The 17209-nt window shown below is 59.4% G+C and carries 16 protein-coding genes; 8 read left to right on the top strand and 8 right to left on the bottom strand.

Features of this window, described 5'->3' with window-relative positions; genetic code table 11:
• From Q1A75_RS10455 to Q1A75_RS10430, 6 genes are all read right to left on the bottom strand, one after another.
• Window positions 1-888 (bottom strand): NAD(P)-dependent oxidoreductase, encoded by an 888-nt coding sequence (locus Q1A75_RS10455; protein ID WP_299550832.1) that lies wholly within the window; start codon window positions 886-888, stop codon window positions 1-3.
• Between the two features lies 1 nt (window position 889).
• Entirely contained in the window at window positions 890-1810 is a 921-nt protein-coding gene (locus Q1A75_RS10450) for a phytanoyl-CoA dioxygenase family protein (RefSeq protein WP_299550830.1), read from the bottom strand.
• Window positions 1786-3285 (bottom strand): altronate dehydratase family protein, encoded by a 1500-nt coding sequence (locus Q1A75_RS10445; protein ID WP_299550828.1) that lies wholly within the window; start codon window positions 3283-3285, stop codon window positions 1786-1788. The genes Q1A75_RS10450 and Q1A75_RS10445 overlap by 25 nt, the downstream gene beginning before the upstream one ends.
• An 11-nt stretch (window positions 3286-3296) precedes the next feature.
• Entirely contained in the window at window positions 3297-4919 is a 1623-nt protein-coding gene (locus tag Q1A75_RS10440) for a TRAP transporter large permease subunit (RefSeq protein ID WP_299550826.1), read from the bottom strand.
• Between the two features lie 4 nt (window positions 4920-4923).
• On the bottom strand, window positions 4924-5733 hold the full coding sequence (locus tag Q1A75_RS10435; RefSeq protein WP_299550824.1) for a TRAP transporter small permease: 810 nt from the start codon (window positions 5731-5733) through the stop codon (window positions 4924-4926).
• 180 nt (window positions 5734-5913) lie between these two features.
• The gene (locus Q1A75_RS10430; protein WP_299550822.1) at window positions 5914-6939 is read right to left on the bottom strand and encodes a TRAP transporter substrate-binding protein; all 1026 of its coding nucleotides are present in this window, start codon (window positions 6937-6939) and stop codon (window positions 5914-5916) included.
• 197 nt (window positions 6940-7136) lie between these two features.
• On the opposite strand from Q1A75_RS10430, the gene Q1A75_RS10425 reads away from it, so the two are divergent.
• Window positions 7137-7793, top strand: coding sequence for a GntR family transcriptional regulator (locus tag Q1A75_RS10425; protein WP_299209628.1), 657 nt, complete (start codon window positions 7137-7139; stop codon window positions 7791-7793).
• A gap of 104 nt (window positions 7794-7897) precedes the next feature.
• Window positions 7898-9322 carry an FAD/NAD(P)-binding protein gene (locus Q1A75_RS10420; protein ID WP_299550820.1) on the top strand — a complete coding sequence of 475 codons (1425 nt, stop codon included), beginning with the start codon at window positions 7898-7900 and terminating at the stop codon, window positions 9320-9322.
• Here the strand turns inward: Q1A75_RS10420 and denD are convergent.
• Both denD and Q1A75_RS10410 read right to left on the bottom strand, forming a co-directional pair.
• Window positions 9319-10293: a D-erythronate dehydrogenase gene (gene denD, locus Q1A75_RS10415; protein ID WP_299550818.1), complete on the bottom strand. Its 975-nt coding sequence runs from the start codon at window positions 10291-10293 to the stop codon at window positions 9319-9321. The genes Q1A75_RS10420 and denD overlap by 4 nt on opposite strands.
• On the bottom strand, window positions 10290-11168 hold the full coding sequence (locus Q1A75_RS10410) for an NAD(P)-dependent oxidoreductase (protein ID WP_299550816.1): 879 nt from the start codon (window positions 11166-11168) through the stop codon (window positions 10290-10292). The genes denD and Q1A75_RS10410 overlap by 4 nt, the downstream gene beginning before the upstream one ends.
• 114 nt (window positions 11169-11282) lie before the next feature.
• Between Q1A75_RS10410 and Q1A75_RS10405 the strand changes: the two genes are divergently transcribed.
• The 6 genes from Q1A75_RS10405 (at window position 11283) to Q1A75_RS10380 (ending at window position 17193) form a co-directional block, all read left to right on the top strand.
• On the top strand, window positions 11283-12029 hold the full coding sequence (locus Q1A75_RS10405; protein ID WP_299550814.1) for an SDR family oxidoreductase: 747 nt from the start codon (window positions 11283-11285) through the stop codon (window positions 12027-12029).
• Window positions 12026-13828 (top strand): IlvD/Edd family dehydratase, encoded by a 1803-nt coding sequence (locus Q1A75_RS10400; RefSeq protein WP_299550812.1) that lies wholly within the window; start codon window positions 12026-12028, stop codon window positions 13826-13828. Before Q1A75_RS10405 ends, Q1A75_RS10400 begins: the two co-directional genes overlap by 4 nt.
• A gap of 11 nt (window positions 13829-13839) precedes the next feature.
• A complete protein-coding gene (locus Q1A75_RS10395) occupies window positions 13840-14682 on the top strand; it encodes a fumarylacetoacetate hydrolase family protein (protein ID WP_299550810.1) in 843 nt (280 codons plus the stop codon).
• Window positions 14675-15607 carry a 2-hydroxyacid dehydrogenase gene (locus Q1A75_RS10390; RefSeq protein ID WP_299550808.1) on the top strand — a complete coding sequence of 311 codons (933 nt, stop codon included), beginning with the start codon at window positions 14675-14677 and terminating at the stop codon, window positions 15605-15607. The genes Q1A75_RS10395 and Q1A75_RS10390 overlap by 8 nt, the downstream gene beginning before the upstream one ends.
• Window positions 15600-16688, top strand: a complete 1089-nt coding sequence (locus Q1A75_RS10385; RefSeq protein ID WP_299550806.1) for a mandelate racemase/muconate lactonizing enzyme family protein — start codon at window positions 15600-15602, stop codon at window positions 16686-16688. The genes Q1A75_RS10390 and Q1A75_RS10385 overlap by 8 nt, the downstream gene beginning before the upstream one ends.
• A 304-nt stretch (window positions 16689-16992) precedes the next feature.
• Window positions 16993-17193 (top strand): hypothetical protein, encoded by a 201-nt coding sequence (locus Q1A75_RS10380; RefSeq protein ID WP_299639797.1) that lies wholly within the window; start codon window positions 16993-16995, stop codon window positions 17191-17193.
• The last annotated feature ends 16 nt before the right edge of the window (window positions 17194-17209 follow it).

Raw genomic sequence — 17209 nt, 5'->3', positions numbered from 1 at the left:
TTAGCCGTTAAACCGGTCGGCGTAGTAGTCGACCATCTGTGACACCATGTCATCGGCCAGGCCATTGTCCCGCGCGTCCGTTAACGCGCCCAGAGCACATTTCGACATCACCGACTCGACACCCGCATCCGACGCCATCTGTGCATAGTATCCAACGTCCTTGGCCGCGTTCTTGATGGCAAAAGCCAGCTGGTTCGGGTCCCCGTCAACGCCATAACCCTTCACAAAATCCATCATTCCGGATCTCAGTGGGCCAGCGGCCATGACATCGTACAACTCTTGCCGTGACACCCCGGCAACATCAGCCATCGCAAAGGCTTCAGCCATCGCGTTAGCGACGGTCATGCCAAAGAAATTGTTGATCAGTTTGATGGTGTGCCCGGATCCAAGGGCTCCGAGGTGAAAGACGTTTTCGCCCAGATCGTCCAGCACGGGGCGTACGGTGTTGAACGCCCCTTCGTCACCGGCGCACATGATGTTCAGCAAACCATCAACCGCGTGGGCGGGCGTTCGACCCAGCGGTGCATCCAGATAGTGTCCGCCAGCGGCGGCCACTTCGTTCCCTAGCGTGCGTGTCGAACCGGGTAGCGACGTGCCGAAATCGATCACGACAGCGTCTGGTTTCAACCCTGCAATGACGCCATCAGCCCCCCGCATCCGCGCTTCGACATTGGCGGATGTGTCCATGCACAGCATAACGATGTCGCTTGCCTCAGTCACCGCCTTGGCCGTTGTCACCTCGGTCGCGCCACGTTCAACCGCGCGGTCAACATATGTGCGCGTCCGGTTGGCGATGACGGTCAAGTCATATCCCTGATCCTGCAAGCGTCCCACCATGGCGCCACCCATCAGGCCCAGGCCGATAAATCCGATTGTCGGTTTGCTCATGTCACGTGTCCTCTTTGCCAATGGTGTCGAAGGCGCGTGTCTTCAACCCCTTCTGAATTTCATAGATCGAGATCGGCACATCCGGCTGCGGTTGCGGGATACGGATCGGGATGTCCTTCAGCCTCGGAGTCAGGGTCGGTTCACCGCACAGCATGCGCGTGTTGTAGTCTTCGATCCCGTCCCACTTGGTCATACTGCCCATGATCGGAAACGCATCCGCCGCCATCATCTCGTAGAACAGGATACGTCGCGCCCTGTCCGAGGTGTTTAGCGCCGACCCATGCACGATCCGCCCGTGATGAATACTGATCGACCCCGCTGACCCGGTCAGCGCAACCGCGTCTGCCATGTCTAACCCGTTCGCTTCGGGTAGCATCGCCCCGGCGAACACACCGTCAACATGGTGATCGTACACAGGCCCCCTGTGCGAGCCGGGGAATACCATCAACGGGCCATTTTCTTCGGCCATGTTGTCGATGCAGATACCAATCGCTAAAATATCATCGTTGGTATGAGGATAGAATGCGTAGTCCTGATGCCATTCGACTGCGGCACCATAACCTGCTGATTTCATGTTCAGTTTTGTGGTGTGGAGCCGCAGGTTCGGTCCGATCAGATCCCGGGCCGGGGCCAGGACGTGATCCGAATACATCAACTCCTGCACAACGTCCGAGATGGTGTGTGGCAGCTTGATCCGCCTTAGACGGGGATCCGCCGCCGTGTGACTGTCTTCCAGATCAAGCCGGTCATTGCTTTTGGTCATCATGGCCGCCTCGGCCTCGAACCGCACAATCTCGGCCCGGATCTTGCTCAACCACTCTTCTGGTACCTGGTTTTCGACCAGCAGGTAGCCTTGGTGCTCGTATTGCGCTCTTTGATCAGCAGTCAGGCACTCCATCACATCACCGCCCCGATCTGCCACGGCACGAATTCATAGTCGCCCAGGCCCTGCGCCTCGGATTTCGACATTTCACCTGAAGCGACGCGCAAGAACAGGTCGTAAATCTCGCGCCCCTTGTCCTCTAGCGACACGCCGTCGCTTAGCATCGCGCCCGCGTTCACATCCATGTCCTCGATCATGCGGCCATACATTTCCGTATTCGTCGCGACCTTGATCGTCGGCGCGGGTTTCGACCCAAAGGCCGACCCACGCCCGGTGGTGAAGCAGACGAGGTTGCACCCCCCCGCGATCTGCCCTGTGACAGAGGCCGGGTCATAGCCCGGCGAATCCATGAAGGTGAAGCCACGTGCCCGCACGATATCAGCGTATTTGTAAACTCCGGTCAGGGGCGTGGTGCCGCCCTTGGCCGCAGCCCCAAGAGACTTTTCGAGGATCGTGGTCAGTCCGCCCGCCTTGTTGCCCGGGCTGGGGTTGTTATCCATCGAGCCCTTGTTGCGGGCTGTGTAGTCCTCCCACCAGCGGATCAGATCAATGAGCCGTTCGCTGGTCGCCTGATCGACGGCGCGGGCGGTCAACAGATGCTCAGCTCCGTAGATTTCAGGCGTCTCGGCCAACACCCCTGTGCCGCCCTGTGCCACGAGCAAGTCCGTAGCATAGCCCAGCGCCGGGTTTGCCGTGATCCCTGACCACGCATCTGATCCACCGCACTGCAACGCCACCTTTAGCTCCGATGCCGGGCAAGGCTGCCGTGTCGCCTGATTGGCCAGCGGCAGCATCGCGGCGACTTTCTCGATCCCTTTTTCGACCGTCTTGCGCAGTCCGGCCACGGACTGGATGTTCATCGTCTGGAATAACGGCCCCTGCTTTAGACCATAAGCTTCGAGCAGCCAGTCGATCTGGTTCATCTCGCACCCCAAGCCGACCATTAGCACACCGGCGTGGTTGGGATGACGAGCGTAGCCCCACATGACGCGCTGCAATGCCTCGAACCCGTCTCCACTGTCTGCCATGCCACAGCCGGTGCCGTGCACAAAGGCAACAACACCATCCACATTCGGATAGTCGGAAAGCAGCTCGGGCGTGAAATGCCCCGCAATCATCCGTGCAGCGGTGGCCGAGCAATTCACTGACGTGACGATGGCGACATAATTCCGGGTGCCAACCTGCCCGTTCTCGCGCCGGTAGCCCATGAACATGTCCGGTGTAACAGCGGGGACAGGCCGCAGGTTCGTCGCAAATTCGTAGGATTGATCTGTCGCACGAAACTGGACGTTGTGGGTGTGCACATGATCACCAGGCGCAATCGGTTCCGCGGCATACCCAATAATCTGTGCGTATTTCCGGATTGGCGCGCCCTTGGCGATGCGCTGGGTCGCAACCTTGTGACCAGACGGGATCAGTGAACGGGTGCGCACATCCTCGATATCCACGCCAACCGCGAGGGCGCGGGTGGCGGTGACAACGGTGTCGGACGGATCAAGGCGAATGTAGTCCACGCCACAAACCCCTAGAGCAAGATCGAGATGATCGGCGGCCAGATCAGCAGTACCGACAGGGCAATCAGCTGGATGCCGATAAAGGGCAGGAACCCTTTGAAGATGTCAGTCAACTTGATGTGCGGCGGTGCCACGGATTTCAGGTAGAACGCAGCAGGACCAAAGGGCGGGGACAGGAACGACACCTGCATGTTCATACAGAACACAACCCCGAACCAGATCGCCACATGGCGCGGGTTCAGTTCACCAAACAGGCCAATCTCGTCAATCGGCAACTTCAGTACGATTGGCAGGAACACAGGGATGATGAGCAACACGATCCCCACCCAATCCATGAACGCGCCCATGAACAGCAGGATCACCATCATCATCAGGATGACCAGCATGGTCGGCAGTTCGGACCCGACAATGAAATCGGCCACATATGTTGGACCGCCTGCGATGGTATAGGCCCCGGCCAAGGCCGTAGCACCAATGGTCACCCAGATTATCGTTCCCGTGGACTTGAGTGTGCGCATCAGCGATTCCCACACAAGATCGAACGACGCCTCGCCGCGCAGAAAGGCGATCACGAACACGGCCATGGCACCCATACCTGCAGCCTCAGTGATGCCGGTGATACCGCCATAGATCGACCCCATGACAACCCCGATCACAACGATGGGCGGCACAAGACCTTTACCCATCGACCAGCCCAACGCGGTACGGGTCCGGCCAAATACGAACAGGGCCAAAACAACGCTCACCGCCAGCATACCGCCAAAGATACCGATGTATTCGGCGGTGCCCCAGAACGCCGCATCACCCGTGTTGTCTGCATTCGAGCCAGAGAATTCAAAGAAACTGGCGCGCAGGAACAAGGCTGCCGAAAACCCGCCGACAACCACGTTCAGGAAAGCAAAGAACAGAGCTGTTTTTTCACGCCCTTGCGGCTCGCCTTCGACCGGGCCGGGCAGAGGCGCATCTTCGGGCCGCAGCTGTGTGCGAATGATGATGTAGATGATGATGAACGACGCCAGCATGAACCCGGGGATGAAGGACGCCGTGAACAATGCCTTGATCGAGGTTTCGGTGATCAGACCGTAGATGATCAGCACGATCGATGGCGGGATCATCGTCCCAAGGGAACCCGACGCGCAGATTACCCCGATGGCGAGGTTCTGATTGTAGCCAAGCCGCAGCATCTGTGGCAGAGCGATCAACCCCAACAGGACCACTTCGCCCCCGATAATACCTGACATCGCAGCCATGATGACGGCCATGATGGATGTCACAATGGCGATGCCGCCCCGGGTCCGGTTCAGCCAGATGTTCAGGGACGAATACATCTCTTTCGCGATGCCCGAGCGTTCCAGCAATGCTGCCATAAAGATGAAGAGCGGAATGGATATGAGGACATAGTCCGTTAAGAGCCCGTATATTCGCTGGGCAAGGATATTGAGCGGCCCTGCCCCCGGTCGTCCGGTCAGAATGCCGTCACCAAAAGTCCATGGGGCGAGCAACAGCTCCGGCTCGAATTTCATGACCAGCACGCCCACCGCAAGGATGGCAGAGGCCAGACCAAGGGGCATTCCGATAGCAAGGAGAAGGATCAGCCCCAGCATCAGGACAAGCGAAATAGTACCGATATCCATGGGCTTAGTCCTTTGTCGACACGTGTTGGCCGGTCACGTCGAGGTCGCCGACCCCTTCGTTTGCAACTTGCGCCTTGATGCGCTCGATCTCTTCTTCATCAAGGTCTTCGCCCCCGTAATGCACTTCCTCGGCATTCCAATCAGAGACCAGGTTGATGACAGCCTGAATAGCCACCATGCCGACGACAAACAGCACCATTGGCTTCATCGTGGCGGGAATGGGCGGGTCAAAGGCGGTACCGAAGGTCTCCCAACGGTAGAACTTGTCGAACGCCTCGCCATACCCTCCGTAGATCAGGAAGAAAGCGAAGACGACGATAAGCACGGTCGAGATAGTGTCGAAGATCCGTTGCACCGAGCGCGGAACCGCGTCGTACAAAAGAACAATGCGAATGTGGCTGCGCTGCTGCATGGCATAAAGGCCTGCGCAGAGGAACACAAAGCCCGCCAACCACAGACTGAGTTCATTGGCCCAGAGCGTTGGTGCCTCAAACACATAGCGTAGGATCACTTCGTACAGCATCACGCTGGTCAGAAGCACGATCAACATCATAGTGACGCGCCCGATGAAGACGGCCAATCGGTCCGCAGCACGCCAGCTTTCAAATTCCATGCCTGCACGCTGCACAGTTCGGATACCGAGATACCCGAAGGCAACAACACCTATGGCAGCAAGCCAGTCCACGATGTCAGCAAAGCCGCCGAACAGCCCGCCCATATTGGGGGTGACATCATTGCGTTTGAATAGAGCCGATAACTTATCGAACTGGGATTCGTCGGTTGGGGGATAGAAGTCGAGCGTGAAGGCTGGCATGTGCCAGACTACCCAGCCCGCGCAAAAGATGAATGCCAATGGCACAAGCCACTCTATCGGAGTGCCGGAGCGCACCTGCATCGCGAAATCCCCCTATGGTATGAAAAAACCCGCGCGCATCTTGCCTTGATTTGCGGCGGGTGACTTGGGGCCCCGCGTGGCGGGACCCCAAAGGGTCGCTTACTCAGAGACGAGGCCCAATTGACCGAGGTAGGTCAGGTGTGCTTCGACCAGCGCCTTGGCTTCAGGCGTGTCTGCGAACTCAGGCCATGTGGCCTGTGCGGCAGCACGGAACTTGGCCAGCTCTTCAGGTGCCCACTGGCTCAGCGTCACGCCTTGCTCCCGCAGCTGGGCTGCAGCTTCGGCGTTCTTCTTCTCGAAGGTCAGTGCGGTGCGCAGAGCGAGCGCTTCCATGGCCACCTTCATGATGCGCTGATGCGATTCAGGCATCGCGTCGAAAACGGCTTTGTTGCACGCCAGGTGATCCGACGGCATCGAGTGGAAACCAGGGAAGTTGGCATATTTCACAATGTCATACAGACCCAAGCCCACGTTGTTGGCCAGACCCGAAGCGTCCGCACCGTCGATGATGCCTGTTTCCAGCGCGGTAAAGATCTCGGTAAAGTCCATCACGATGGGCGACGCGCCCAGTTTTTCAAAGATCTTTGTTTCCATGCCGGGGGGCGACCGGAATTTCCAGTCTTTGAAGTCTGCGACTTTCTCGATCGGCTTGGAGGATGCAAAGGATTCCTGACCGTACACCCACCAGCCGATCAGCTCCATGCCGAACTTGTTGTACAGAGGTGCCGCAGCTTCGCGACCGCCACCAAAATACAGCCACGACAGCTGCTGGTATGGTGTCGAATAGCCACCCATGATGTCGCCCACGAACTGGAAAGCCGAGTTCTTGCCGACTTGATAGCCAGCACCAGTCATATCGCAGTCCAGGATACCAGTTGCGGCCGCATCGAACGTCTCAACCGACTTCACGACGGAAGAGCTGTAGAACATCTCGACTTCGATCTCGCCGCCCGACATCGTCTGGATGTCTTCCATATATTGCGCGGCGAGCTTGCCCGAGACCGTCTCGGGGGCATAATGAGTCTGGATCCGTAGCTTCGTTGTTTCTGCCGACGCTGTCAGCGCTGTGGTGGCTGCGAGTGCAGCTACGGCGGCGACCGAGGCCGCCTTCTTCAGAAATGTCATGTCATCCTCCCTGACATTTTATGTGTGTGCACCTGGCAGGTTCGAACGCCCACCTTGTTGTGTCGTGAGGGAAGGCTATGCGTAGTTGCCCCCATCGGACAACAGAAAAATGAAATTAGAGCTATTTTTGAGATTTTGATGGAATTTCGAGATTTCGTGATTTATCGAAGGAGGCACTTCACGAGTTCATACGACCCATGCCCTACGATACCGACATCTTCGAAACCCTGCGTTATCGCCTCATGACGAACGCTTTTGAGCATGGGCAAAAGGTACGCGCCGAACATCTGCGACAGGAGTTTGGCTGCTCTGCCAGCACGATTCGGGAGGTGTTGTTCAGACTGTCGACTCTAGGTCTGGTTGAGTTTCAGGAACAGCGCGGTTTCCGCGTTCCGAAAAAATCGCGGGAAGTGATTCACGAATTGACGCATCTCCGTGTGCTCCTTGAGGCCGAAGGTACAGTGATGTCGATCCGGCGCGGCGGTGTCGCGTGGGAGGCCCGTTTGACTGCCGCCCATCACCAGCTCAGCCACCTTGAAATGCGGCTGAACACCGCGACCGACCGATCACCTTTTGTCGATCTGTGGTTCGGGGCCGAAGCACAGTTCCATGAAACGCTCATTTCGGCCTGCGGATCGCAGACCCTGATCGATACCCATCACCGTGTGTACTGCCGGTTCCGCCAGCAATTGATGGTGGAGGACCGTGACTTCAATTTCATCTCGAACAACATAATGCACCATCAGCATATTCTGGATGCTGCGATGGCCGGGGACGAAGATCTGACCCGACAGAAGATTCACGATCATCTGGCGAGGCACCTGATGGATGCGGACCAGATCGAACCGGCCTGACGCAACGGCGATCCACAGCCTGCACGCAGGTCGCGTTGACCTTCGCCCTTTCGCTGCCTAACACCCTACGCCACTCCAACCCCGAATTCAGGCAGTAGCTAAAAATGCGCGACCCACACGCCAAAACGCCAAGCAAGGCGACCCGCCTCGTCGTGGGAGATGGAATCACTGCCCTCGCTTTCGTCGAACAATGCAGCCTTGACGCCGGAGATCACCTCGTCGTGCTGGGGCGGAACGCGTCTCAACTTGGCCGAGGTGCCGCATATGCAAAGGGCACAGCCGGCACGCCGTGGCGATACGCCTATTTGCTCAACTCGCCTGCGGACGACATCGACCCGACCTTTGCCCGCTGGCTTTCCGACCGCTGGGGCATGGTGGCCGAGACGATGTCGGGACGCGCCCCGAATTGGATGGCAGCGGCGCAACCACTGGTGAATGCAGGGGATGTTTATGGCGTAAATGCACCCCGCGAATTCTACGGTGATTTCATGGAGGAACAGGCCAAAGAGGCTTTGGCGCGCCACAGGGATCGGGGTGTACACGTGACCTTGATCAACGATTGTGCCCTCACCCTGCAAAGCGGATCAGATGGCACGACTGTCCAGACCGAAGCCGGTCGCACGATCACAGCCCGAGCCGTGGACGTTGCTCCCGGCGGTCCGTCCACTCTGCGTATCGAAGGCGATGACGGCGCATTTGCCGTCCCAAGCGTCTTTGGAAACGAGGAAGAGATCGCGGAACACATCAAACGTGGAGCCGAGGTTTTCTGCATCGGTGGGAATGCGGCGATGCTTGATGTGCTGCGCCTGTGTCAAAGCCTGATCCCCGAAGAACAGTTGCGCTTTGTTGCCTGCGCCCCTGATGGTGAAATTCCCGCGGCGCTTGTCCCCCGTTTACCCCGCAAACTGACCCGCCCCAATCTGTCATCCGGGCATGGCGCGGCTGAAACTTTCCTGGCCGAAGTCCAGCGCGAGATTGATTTGGCCCAAAAGGCCGGAGACGAAATGCGTGAGATCCGGGCAGGCTTTCGCGCGCATTTCCTGGCGAATCCGCTCACCAACTACATCGATGATGCAGATCAGGCCCGACGCGTCCCGGCGCAGCTGCGCTTCTGGTTGCGAGGCGGCACGCGAGACACGATCATGGACATGCACAGGCTGGTTGAAGAGGGCGGTGCACGGATGATTAAAGGCGCAGTCAAAGCCATTGAGCATGGGCCAGATGGGGCCAAAGTACGGATCGTCGACGCTGGCGGAGGCGAGATAGTGCACAGCACCGGATTTGTCATAAACTGTGCGGGCGCCGGGCCGACCTCTCACTACGACCCTCTGACCGAAAACATGCTCGCCCAGGGCCTGATCGGAACCTGTCCAGTCTCAAAAGGTCTGACTGTAGGTCCGCAATGCAAAACCGGAGCACCCGGCGTACGTTACCTCTCCCCCGCCACGACAGTCATTGGGGACGAGGTCATGGCGATGCCGCTTTATGACGCCCACATGCTCCGCACCTATGCTGCACGGGCGGGTTAACGGCCACCCAACTCGTCCTCAATGTAAACATCGATGATCTCGCGGAACGTTTTCTCTGCCTCGAAGCCCAATGCGGTCGCGCGGTCCGGAGCGAAGTTGCGCGGCCAGCCTTCGACGATCTTTGCCACAGCCTCATCCCGCTGCGGCTTGATCAGCGCCACAACGTTGTTGCCAGCGACGTCACGCAGCGCCTCGATCTCTTCCGCCACGGTGCAACTCAACCCCGGCAAGTTCAACGCCCGCCGCCCGTCAAGCCGATCTGTGTCCAGAACGGCAGCATGGGCCAAGAACCCCGCCGCCGACCGTGGTGACGCGTGCCAGTGGCGCACAGTGTCGTCCACGGGCAGGACGGCCTCCAACCCGTTCAGCGGCTCGCGAATGATCCCGGAAAAGAACGACGATGCGGCCAGGTTCGCCTTGCCGGGCCGTACGCAGATTGTCGGCAACCGCAGCGACATGCCGTCAATGAAACCCTTGCGAGAAAAGTCTTGGACCAACAGCTCACACGCCGCCTTCTGCGCGCCATAGCTGGTCTGGGGTGAGGTCAGGAACTCGTCCCCAATCTTGTCCGGGTACGGCCCGCCAAAGACCGCAATCGATGAGGTAAAGATCACCCGAGGCACATAAGCGCCGCCCGTAGCCCGGTGCTGTGCCCGTAGCGCCTCAAGGAAATGCCACATCGGCCAAAGGTTCGTTTGCCAGCCTAAATCAAAATTCGTCTCCGCTTCACCCGACACGATGGAAGCGAGGAAAAAGATCACGTCAAACCGCTCAGCCGCCAGAGCCGCCCCCTCTGCCAGAACCGACAGGTTACCGACGCGCTTGTCGTCACCCACAGCGTCTTCGGCAAACCCCAAATCGTGCAAAGTCACGGTGAAATCACCAAAACCGGTCAGTCCTTGCGTTTCAAGCCTCTTTGCCAACTTCTGACCGACCATGCCGCCGCCGCCAAGAATCAGTATGCGCTTCATGCGCGATCCCCCTGCCGTGCCTTCAGTTCAAGATACAGCCCAGAATGATCCCGGTCCGCGCCGTCCATATGATCGACGAAATGGGCAAATCGATCGCGGACGTCCCGCACCATGGGCAGGGTCACACCAGCAGCCGATGCCTCGACCAATACGTTGTCCAGATCTTTCAGTTGAAACTTCGACAGTCCTCCGGGCTCGAAGTTACCAGTGGTCATGCGTTCACCATGCTGCTGCAGAATGGTGCTGTCAGCGAAGCCACCTTTCAACGCGGCGCGTAGCGCGGCAGGGTCCGCGCCCCCCTCCTCGGCCAGCAGCATCGCTTCAGCCACAGCACCGATAGTCACTGCGACAATCGCTTGGTTGCAGAGCTTCGACAATTGCCCAGATCCGGTGGGGCCGACATGCACAGGCCGACCCATCTCTTCGAAGACCGGGCGCGCACGATTGAAGTCAGCAGCTTCACCACCAACCATGATGGCAAGGGACGCCGCCTCGGCCCCCTTGGTTCCGCCGGAAACTGGCGCATCCAGAAATCCGACACCCACCTTTGACAGCAGCGCACGGGCCTTGCGTGCCTCTGTCGGTTTGGTCGATGACATGTCGATCCACAACGCGCCCCTGGACAGGCTGGGCGATACCTCGGCAATGACAGACAGCACCGTGGGACCATCGCTCATAATCGAAATAACGACATCCGCCCCTGTCACGGCGGCATTCGTGCTGGCCGCTACCGCTGCACCCTCATCCGCGAGTGGTTCCGCCTTCGCCTGCGTCCGGTTCCAAACGGTGACCGGCACACCGGCCCGCGTCAGATTCCGCGCCATGGGAAAGCCCATTAACCCGGTGCCTAACAGGGCCACATTCTCGAACGCCATGACAATCCTCCGATTTTGCCGTGACGTCTGGTCAACACCCACAGCTTGTCCTACGCTAACACCAAAACGCAGACCTTCGGGCTGCGCAACACCTGATCGAATAGGGAGGAGTGCATGGGCCGTCTTGACGGAAAGAGCGCACTTGTGACCGCAGCGGGCCAAGGGATCGGCCGTGCAAGCGCGTTGGCGATGGCAAACGAAGGGGCACATGTCTTTGCCACCGATATCAACGCCGACGCTTTAAGCACACTTGACCACGCAAACATCGATGCTTTCCCTCTCAATGCGCGTGATGCAGCAAGCATTCGGGACGGGGTGGCCAAGGCCCAACCCGACATCCTGTTCAACTGCGCAGGTTTCGTGCATCACGGCACGATCATGGACAGCACGGATGATGAATGGGATTTCGCCTTCGATCTGAATGTTCGGTCCATGTACCACACCATCCGCGCCGCCTTGCCGGGGATGCTGGAGCGCGGCAACGGCTCGATCATCAACATGTCGTCCGCCCTCGGGTCCATCATCGGCGCGCCCAATCGCTTCATCTACGGCACGACCAAGGCCGCCGTCGTCGGTCTCACCAAATCCGTCGCCGTGGACTACATCACCCAAGGCATCCGCTGTAACTGCATCTGCCCCGGCACCGTCGAAAGCCCCAGCTGGCACGACCGTGTCAAGGCACTGGGCGAGCAGCTCGGCAGCTACGATAAGGCCATGGAACAATTCGTCGCCCGCCAACCCATGGGCCGCGTGGCCAAAGCCGAAGAAATTGCCGCCCTCGTCGTCTACCTTGCCAGCGACGAAAGCGCATTCACCACAGGACACACCCACATCATTGATGGAGGCTGGTCAGGACAATGACCAAGAAGAAGATCGGAATAGAAGACCTGCGTTCCCGCAAATGGTTCATGAACCCGGACAATCCGGAAATGACCGCGCTCTACCTTGAACGCTACCTGAACTACGGGCTGACGCGGGAAGAGCTGCAATCCGGCAAGCCGATCATCGGCATCGCGCAAACGGGCAGCGACCTGTCGCCCTGCAACCGGCACCACATCGAACTCGCCAAACGTGTGCGCGACGGCATCGTAGCCGCAGGCGGTACCTGCATCGAAATCCCAGTCCACCCGATCCAGGAAACCGGCAAGCGCCCCACGGCCATGCTCGACCGCAACCTCGCCTATCTGAGCCTCGTCGAAACCCTCTACGGCTACCCGCTCGACGGCGTTGTCCTGACCATCGGTTGTGACAAGACCACGCCCGCTCTCCTCATGGCCGCTGCCACCGTCAACATTCCAGCCGTTGCCCTGTCGGTCGGACCCATGCTCAACGGCTGGTTCCGCGGCGAACGCACCGGCTCCGGCTCCATCGTCTGGCAAGCGCGCGAGATGATGGCCAAGGGAGAGATCGACGACGAAGGGTTCATGGAACTCGTCGCCTCCTCCGCCCCCTCCGTCGGCTATTGCAACACAATGGGCACGGCCACCACGATGAACTCGCTGGCGGAAGCGCTCGGCATGCAACTGCCTGGCTCCGCCGCCATCCCGGCACCATACCGCGAGCGCAGCCAGATCAGTTACGAGACCGGCAAACGCATCGTCGACATGGTGTGGGAAGACCTGCGCCCCTCCGACATCATGACGCGCGAAGCGTTCGAGAACACGATCGTCATCAACTCCGCGATCGGCGGGTCAACCAACGCACCCATCCACCTGAACGGCGTGGCCAAGCACCTAGACGTGCCGCTAAACAACGACGACTGGCAGCAACACGGCCACCACGTGCCGCTTCTGGTGAACCTCCAGCCCGCAGGCGAATACTTGGGCGAAGACTACCAGCACGCCGGCGGCGTCCCGGCAGTTATCGGCGAACTCATCGCTGCCGACCTCCTGCCCCACCCCGACGTCATCACTGCCAACGGCAAGACGATGCGGGAAAACTGCGCCGATCTGCGCAGCGAGAATACCGAGGTGATCAAGCCGGTGTCCGACCCGCTGAAAGCGGAAGCCGGGTTCATCAACCTCAAGGGCAACCTCTTCGACAGCGCGATCATGAAAACCTCTGTGATTTCCGAGGAATTCCGCAACCGCTACCTGTCCAATCCCGACGACCCCGAAGCGTTCGAAGGGCGTGCCGTGGTCTTCGACGGACCCGAGGACTTCCACCACCGCATCGACGACGAAGCCGAAGGGATCGACGAAAACTGCGTCCTCTTCATGCGTGGCGCGGGCCCCAAGGGCTACCCCGGCGGGGCCGAAGTCGTGAACATGCGCGCGCCGTCCTACCTGCTGAAAAAAGGCATTCAGGCGCTTCCTTGCGTCGGTGACGGTCGCCAATCCGGCACCTCAGGTTCGCCCTCAATCCTCAACGCCTCGCCCGAGGCAGCGGATGGCGGCGGCCTGGCACTCTTGGAAAACGGCGACCGCGTGCGCATCGACCTCAAGAAATGCACCGCCGATATGCTGGTGGACGACACCACGCTTCAGGCGCGCGCCGAAGCGATCATGGCCGCAGGCGGCTACCCCGTCCCCGAAAACCAAAGCCCATGGCAAGAGATCTTCCGCGACTATGTGGGCCGCTTTGACGAAGGCATGACTCTGCGTGGCGCAACCAAATACCAAGACATCTCGCGCAAACACATGCCGCGCGACAACCACTGAGAGGCCGCCATATGAAACTCGTAAGATACGGTGACGCATGTCACGAAAAACCAGGGCTACTCGACGGCGACACGCTGCGCGACCTGAGCGGTCACGTGGACGACATCAATGGCGCAACACTGGACGACGCGACGCTCGACAAACTCCGCGCCATCGACCCGGCAACCTTGCCAGCGGTCGACGGCTCCACCCGCATCGGCCCCTGTGTCGGCAATATCGGCAAGTTCCTGTGCATCGGCCTTAATTATTCCGACCACGCCGCCGAACAGGGCCTGCCGATCCCCGAGCATCCCATCCTGTTCTTCAAGGCGAACTCGGCGATCGTCGGCCCCAATGACGATGTGGTCATGCCGCGCGGTTCCAAGCGCACCGATTGGGAGGTCGAGCTGGGTGCTGTCATTGGCAAGACCTGCAAATACGTCTCCAAGGCCGACGCGCTCGACTACGTGGCTGGCTATTGCATCGTCAACGATGTGTCGGAACGCGAGTTCCAGCAGAACCTGACGGGCCAATGGACCAAGGGTAAATCCTGCGACACCTATGGACCTACGGGTCCGTATCTCGTGACGCGCGATGAAATCCCCGACCCGCAAGCGCTCGATATGAGCCTGTCGGTCAACGGCCAGCGGATGCAGACAGGCAACACCGCCACCATGATCTTTTCCGTGGCCGAGATCATTGAACACCTCAGCCAACTCTTCACCCTGCACCCCGGCGACGTGATCAGCACAGGCACCCCTCCGGGTGTGGGCGACGGGATGAACCCGAAAACCTACCTTAAGGTGGGCGACGTCATGGAACTGGAAATCGCTGGCCTCGGCACCCAACGGCAAGAGGTGAAACAGGATGCCTGATCTTCTGCAAATTGGCGGCATCACCGATACCATGCGTGACCGTCTGTCCGAACGGTTCACCATCCATCAGGCCAGCGGCGATTATCCGGCAGAGGCGATCACCCACATCGTCACCAACGGCCATGACGGCGTGCCTGCGGATATCCTTGCCAAGTGCACAAACGCCAAGGTCGCTGCAAGCTATGGCGTGGGCTACGACGCGATCGACACCGACGCTTGCATCGAACGGGGCATCATCGTCACCCACACGCCCGACGTGCTGAACGCCGAGGTGGCAACGACGGCGATCATGCTCATGCTCACCAGCTTCCGCAGTTTCCTGTCGGACGAGGCGCACGCCCGCTCCGGCAATTGGGAGAAAAACGGCAACGCACCCCTATCACGCAGCGCCGACAACCGGCGCGTCGGCATCCTCGGTCTCGGGCGCATCGGCCAGGCCATCGCGGACAAGCTCAAAGCGTTCGACGCCGACATCCACTATCACACCCGCAGCGAAAGGGACGTGCCCTACACCTACCACGCCAACCTCGTGGACATGGCAAAGGCGGTCGAGGTGATCATCTGCATCACCCCCGGCGGCCCCTCGACGCACCACATTGTCAATGCCAACGTAATCGAAGCGTTAGGACCGGACGGGACGCTCATCAACGTCTCGCGCGGCTCGGTGATTGACGAGGCCGCGATGGTCGCCGCCCTCCAATCCGGTAAGCTCGGATACGCCGCCCTCGACGTGTTCGAGGAAGAACCCAAAATCCCCGACGCGCTCAAGACCATGTCCAACGTCATCCTTCTGCCCCACGTGGGCAGCGCCACGCATGAAACGCGCGCCGCGATGGGCACGTTGGTCGTCGACAACCTCATCAGCCATCTCGACAACGGGCTGGTGATCACACCCGTGCCGGAAACCAAACATCTCAATGGCTAAGATCACCGACGTCACCGCACGGCTCTTCGCCGTGCCACTCGACGAAATCCTCGTCGACGCCAAGCACGGCGATCACAGCCATTTCCATCTGATCACGGCAACAGTCACGCTGGACGATGGGCGTACGGGCACCGGGTACACCTACAATGGCGGGCGGGGCGGGCACGCAACGGCGGCCATGATCACCCACGACCTCGCGCCTTTCCTGATCGGGAAAGACGCGGAGAACGTGGAACAGCTCACCCACGCCATGGACGCCCACCTGCACTATGTAGGCCGGGGCGGTATCCTAAGCTTCGCCATCTCAGCCGTCGACATCGCCCTGTGGGATGCGCGGTTGAACGGTACGGGGCAATCACTGGTGCAGGCCGCTGGCGGTGCGTCTGACCGCTGCAAGGCCTATGCGGGCGGCATCGACCTGGGCTTCGACCTGCCCAAGCTGCTCGACAGCATCCGTACTTACCTCGCACGGGGCCACAACGCAGTCAAAATCAAGATCGGCCAACCGACCGAAGCCGAAGACGTCGAACGGATCAAGGCCGTCCGCAACCTCATCGGCCCCGATGTCACGTTCATGGTTGATGCGAACTATTCCATGACGCCCGATCAGGCCATTAGCATAGCAAATGCGGTCAAGGATCAGAACATCACATGGTTCGAAGAACCCATTGAACCCGACCTTTACGAAGATTTCGCACGCATCCGCGAAGCTACAGGCATGCCGGTGGCACAGGGTGAGAATCTGCACACGATGCACGAGTTCCGACGCGCCCTGCCCCATGTCGATTTCATCCAACCCGACGCGTCCAACTGCCTCGGGATCACCGGTTGGCTGCAGGTGGCAGAGATGGCGCAAAACCACGGCATTCCGGTCTGCAGTCACGGAATGCAGGAGCTGCATGTCTCTTTGGTGGCAAGCCAACCGCATGGCGGATGGCTCGAAGTGCACAGCTTCCCCATCGACCGCTACACGACCCGCCCTCTGGTGATCGAGAACCATCTTGCTGTCGCGCCGGACGTTCCAGGCGTCGGTGTAACGTTCGACTGGAGCAAACTGACACCGCACGAGGTTATGCTTTAACTGCGTGATACTACAGATTCATTGCAAACGTGTCAGGTGACGATGCGGACGTCAGTCGCATACCCGAAGAACAGCAGACCATCAGTGACTACTATCGGCGCATGGAACGGGTCGTGGATTTGATCCGCACCCTCGCCGGGGGGACGTGTCGCCTGTCTGAAAATTGAACTCGTGGTCACCGAGATGCACCGTATCCCGTACTATTGGGATTGGATAATTTGCAGTGCGATTGGCGCCTGACGTCAGAAGCGGCCTGAAGAATTTCAGCCACGCCATCACCCTTTAGTGTGCCAAGAAGCTGATGATGACGATCAACGTGTCCGCTGCCGCCATGTTCACCCCACACAGCGGCATCAGGCGCGCTTGGTGGCTTTTCAACACGGTCGGAAGCGCGGTCAAATCCAATCAACCGTCCGTATTCTCAGTTGCGTCTGTTGATTTGCAAGCAGGCATCGTTCTTTCCGCCTACTTCGACATGTTTACTGGAACACCCATCTTGACCTAAAGCCCTACGTCCTTGC

The sequence above is a fragment of the uncultured Tateyamaria sp. genome (assembly GCF_947504105.1).
Lineage (GTDB): Bacteria > Pseudomonadota > Alphaproteobacteria > Rhodobacterales > Rhodobacteraceae > Tateyamaria.
The sequence above is the reverse complement of the archived record's forward strand: the minus strand, read 5'-3'. Positions and strand labels throughout refer to the sequence as shown.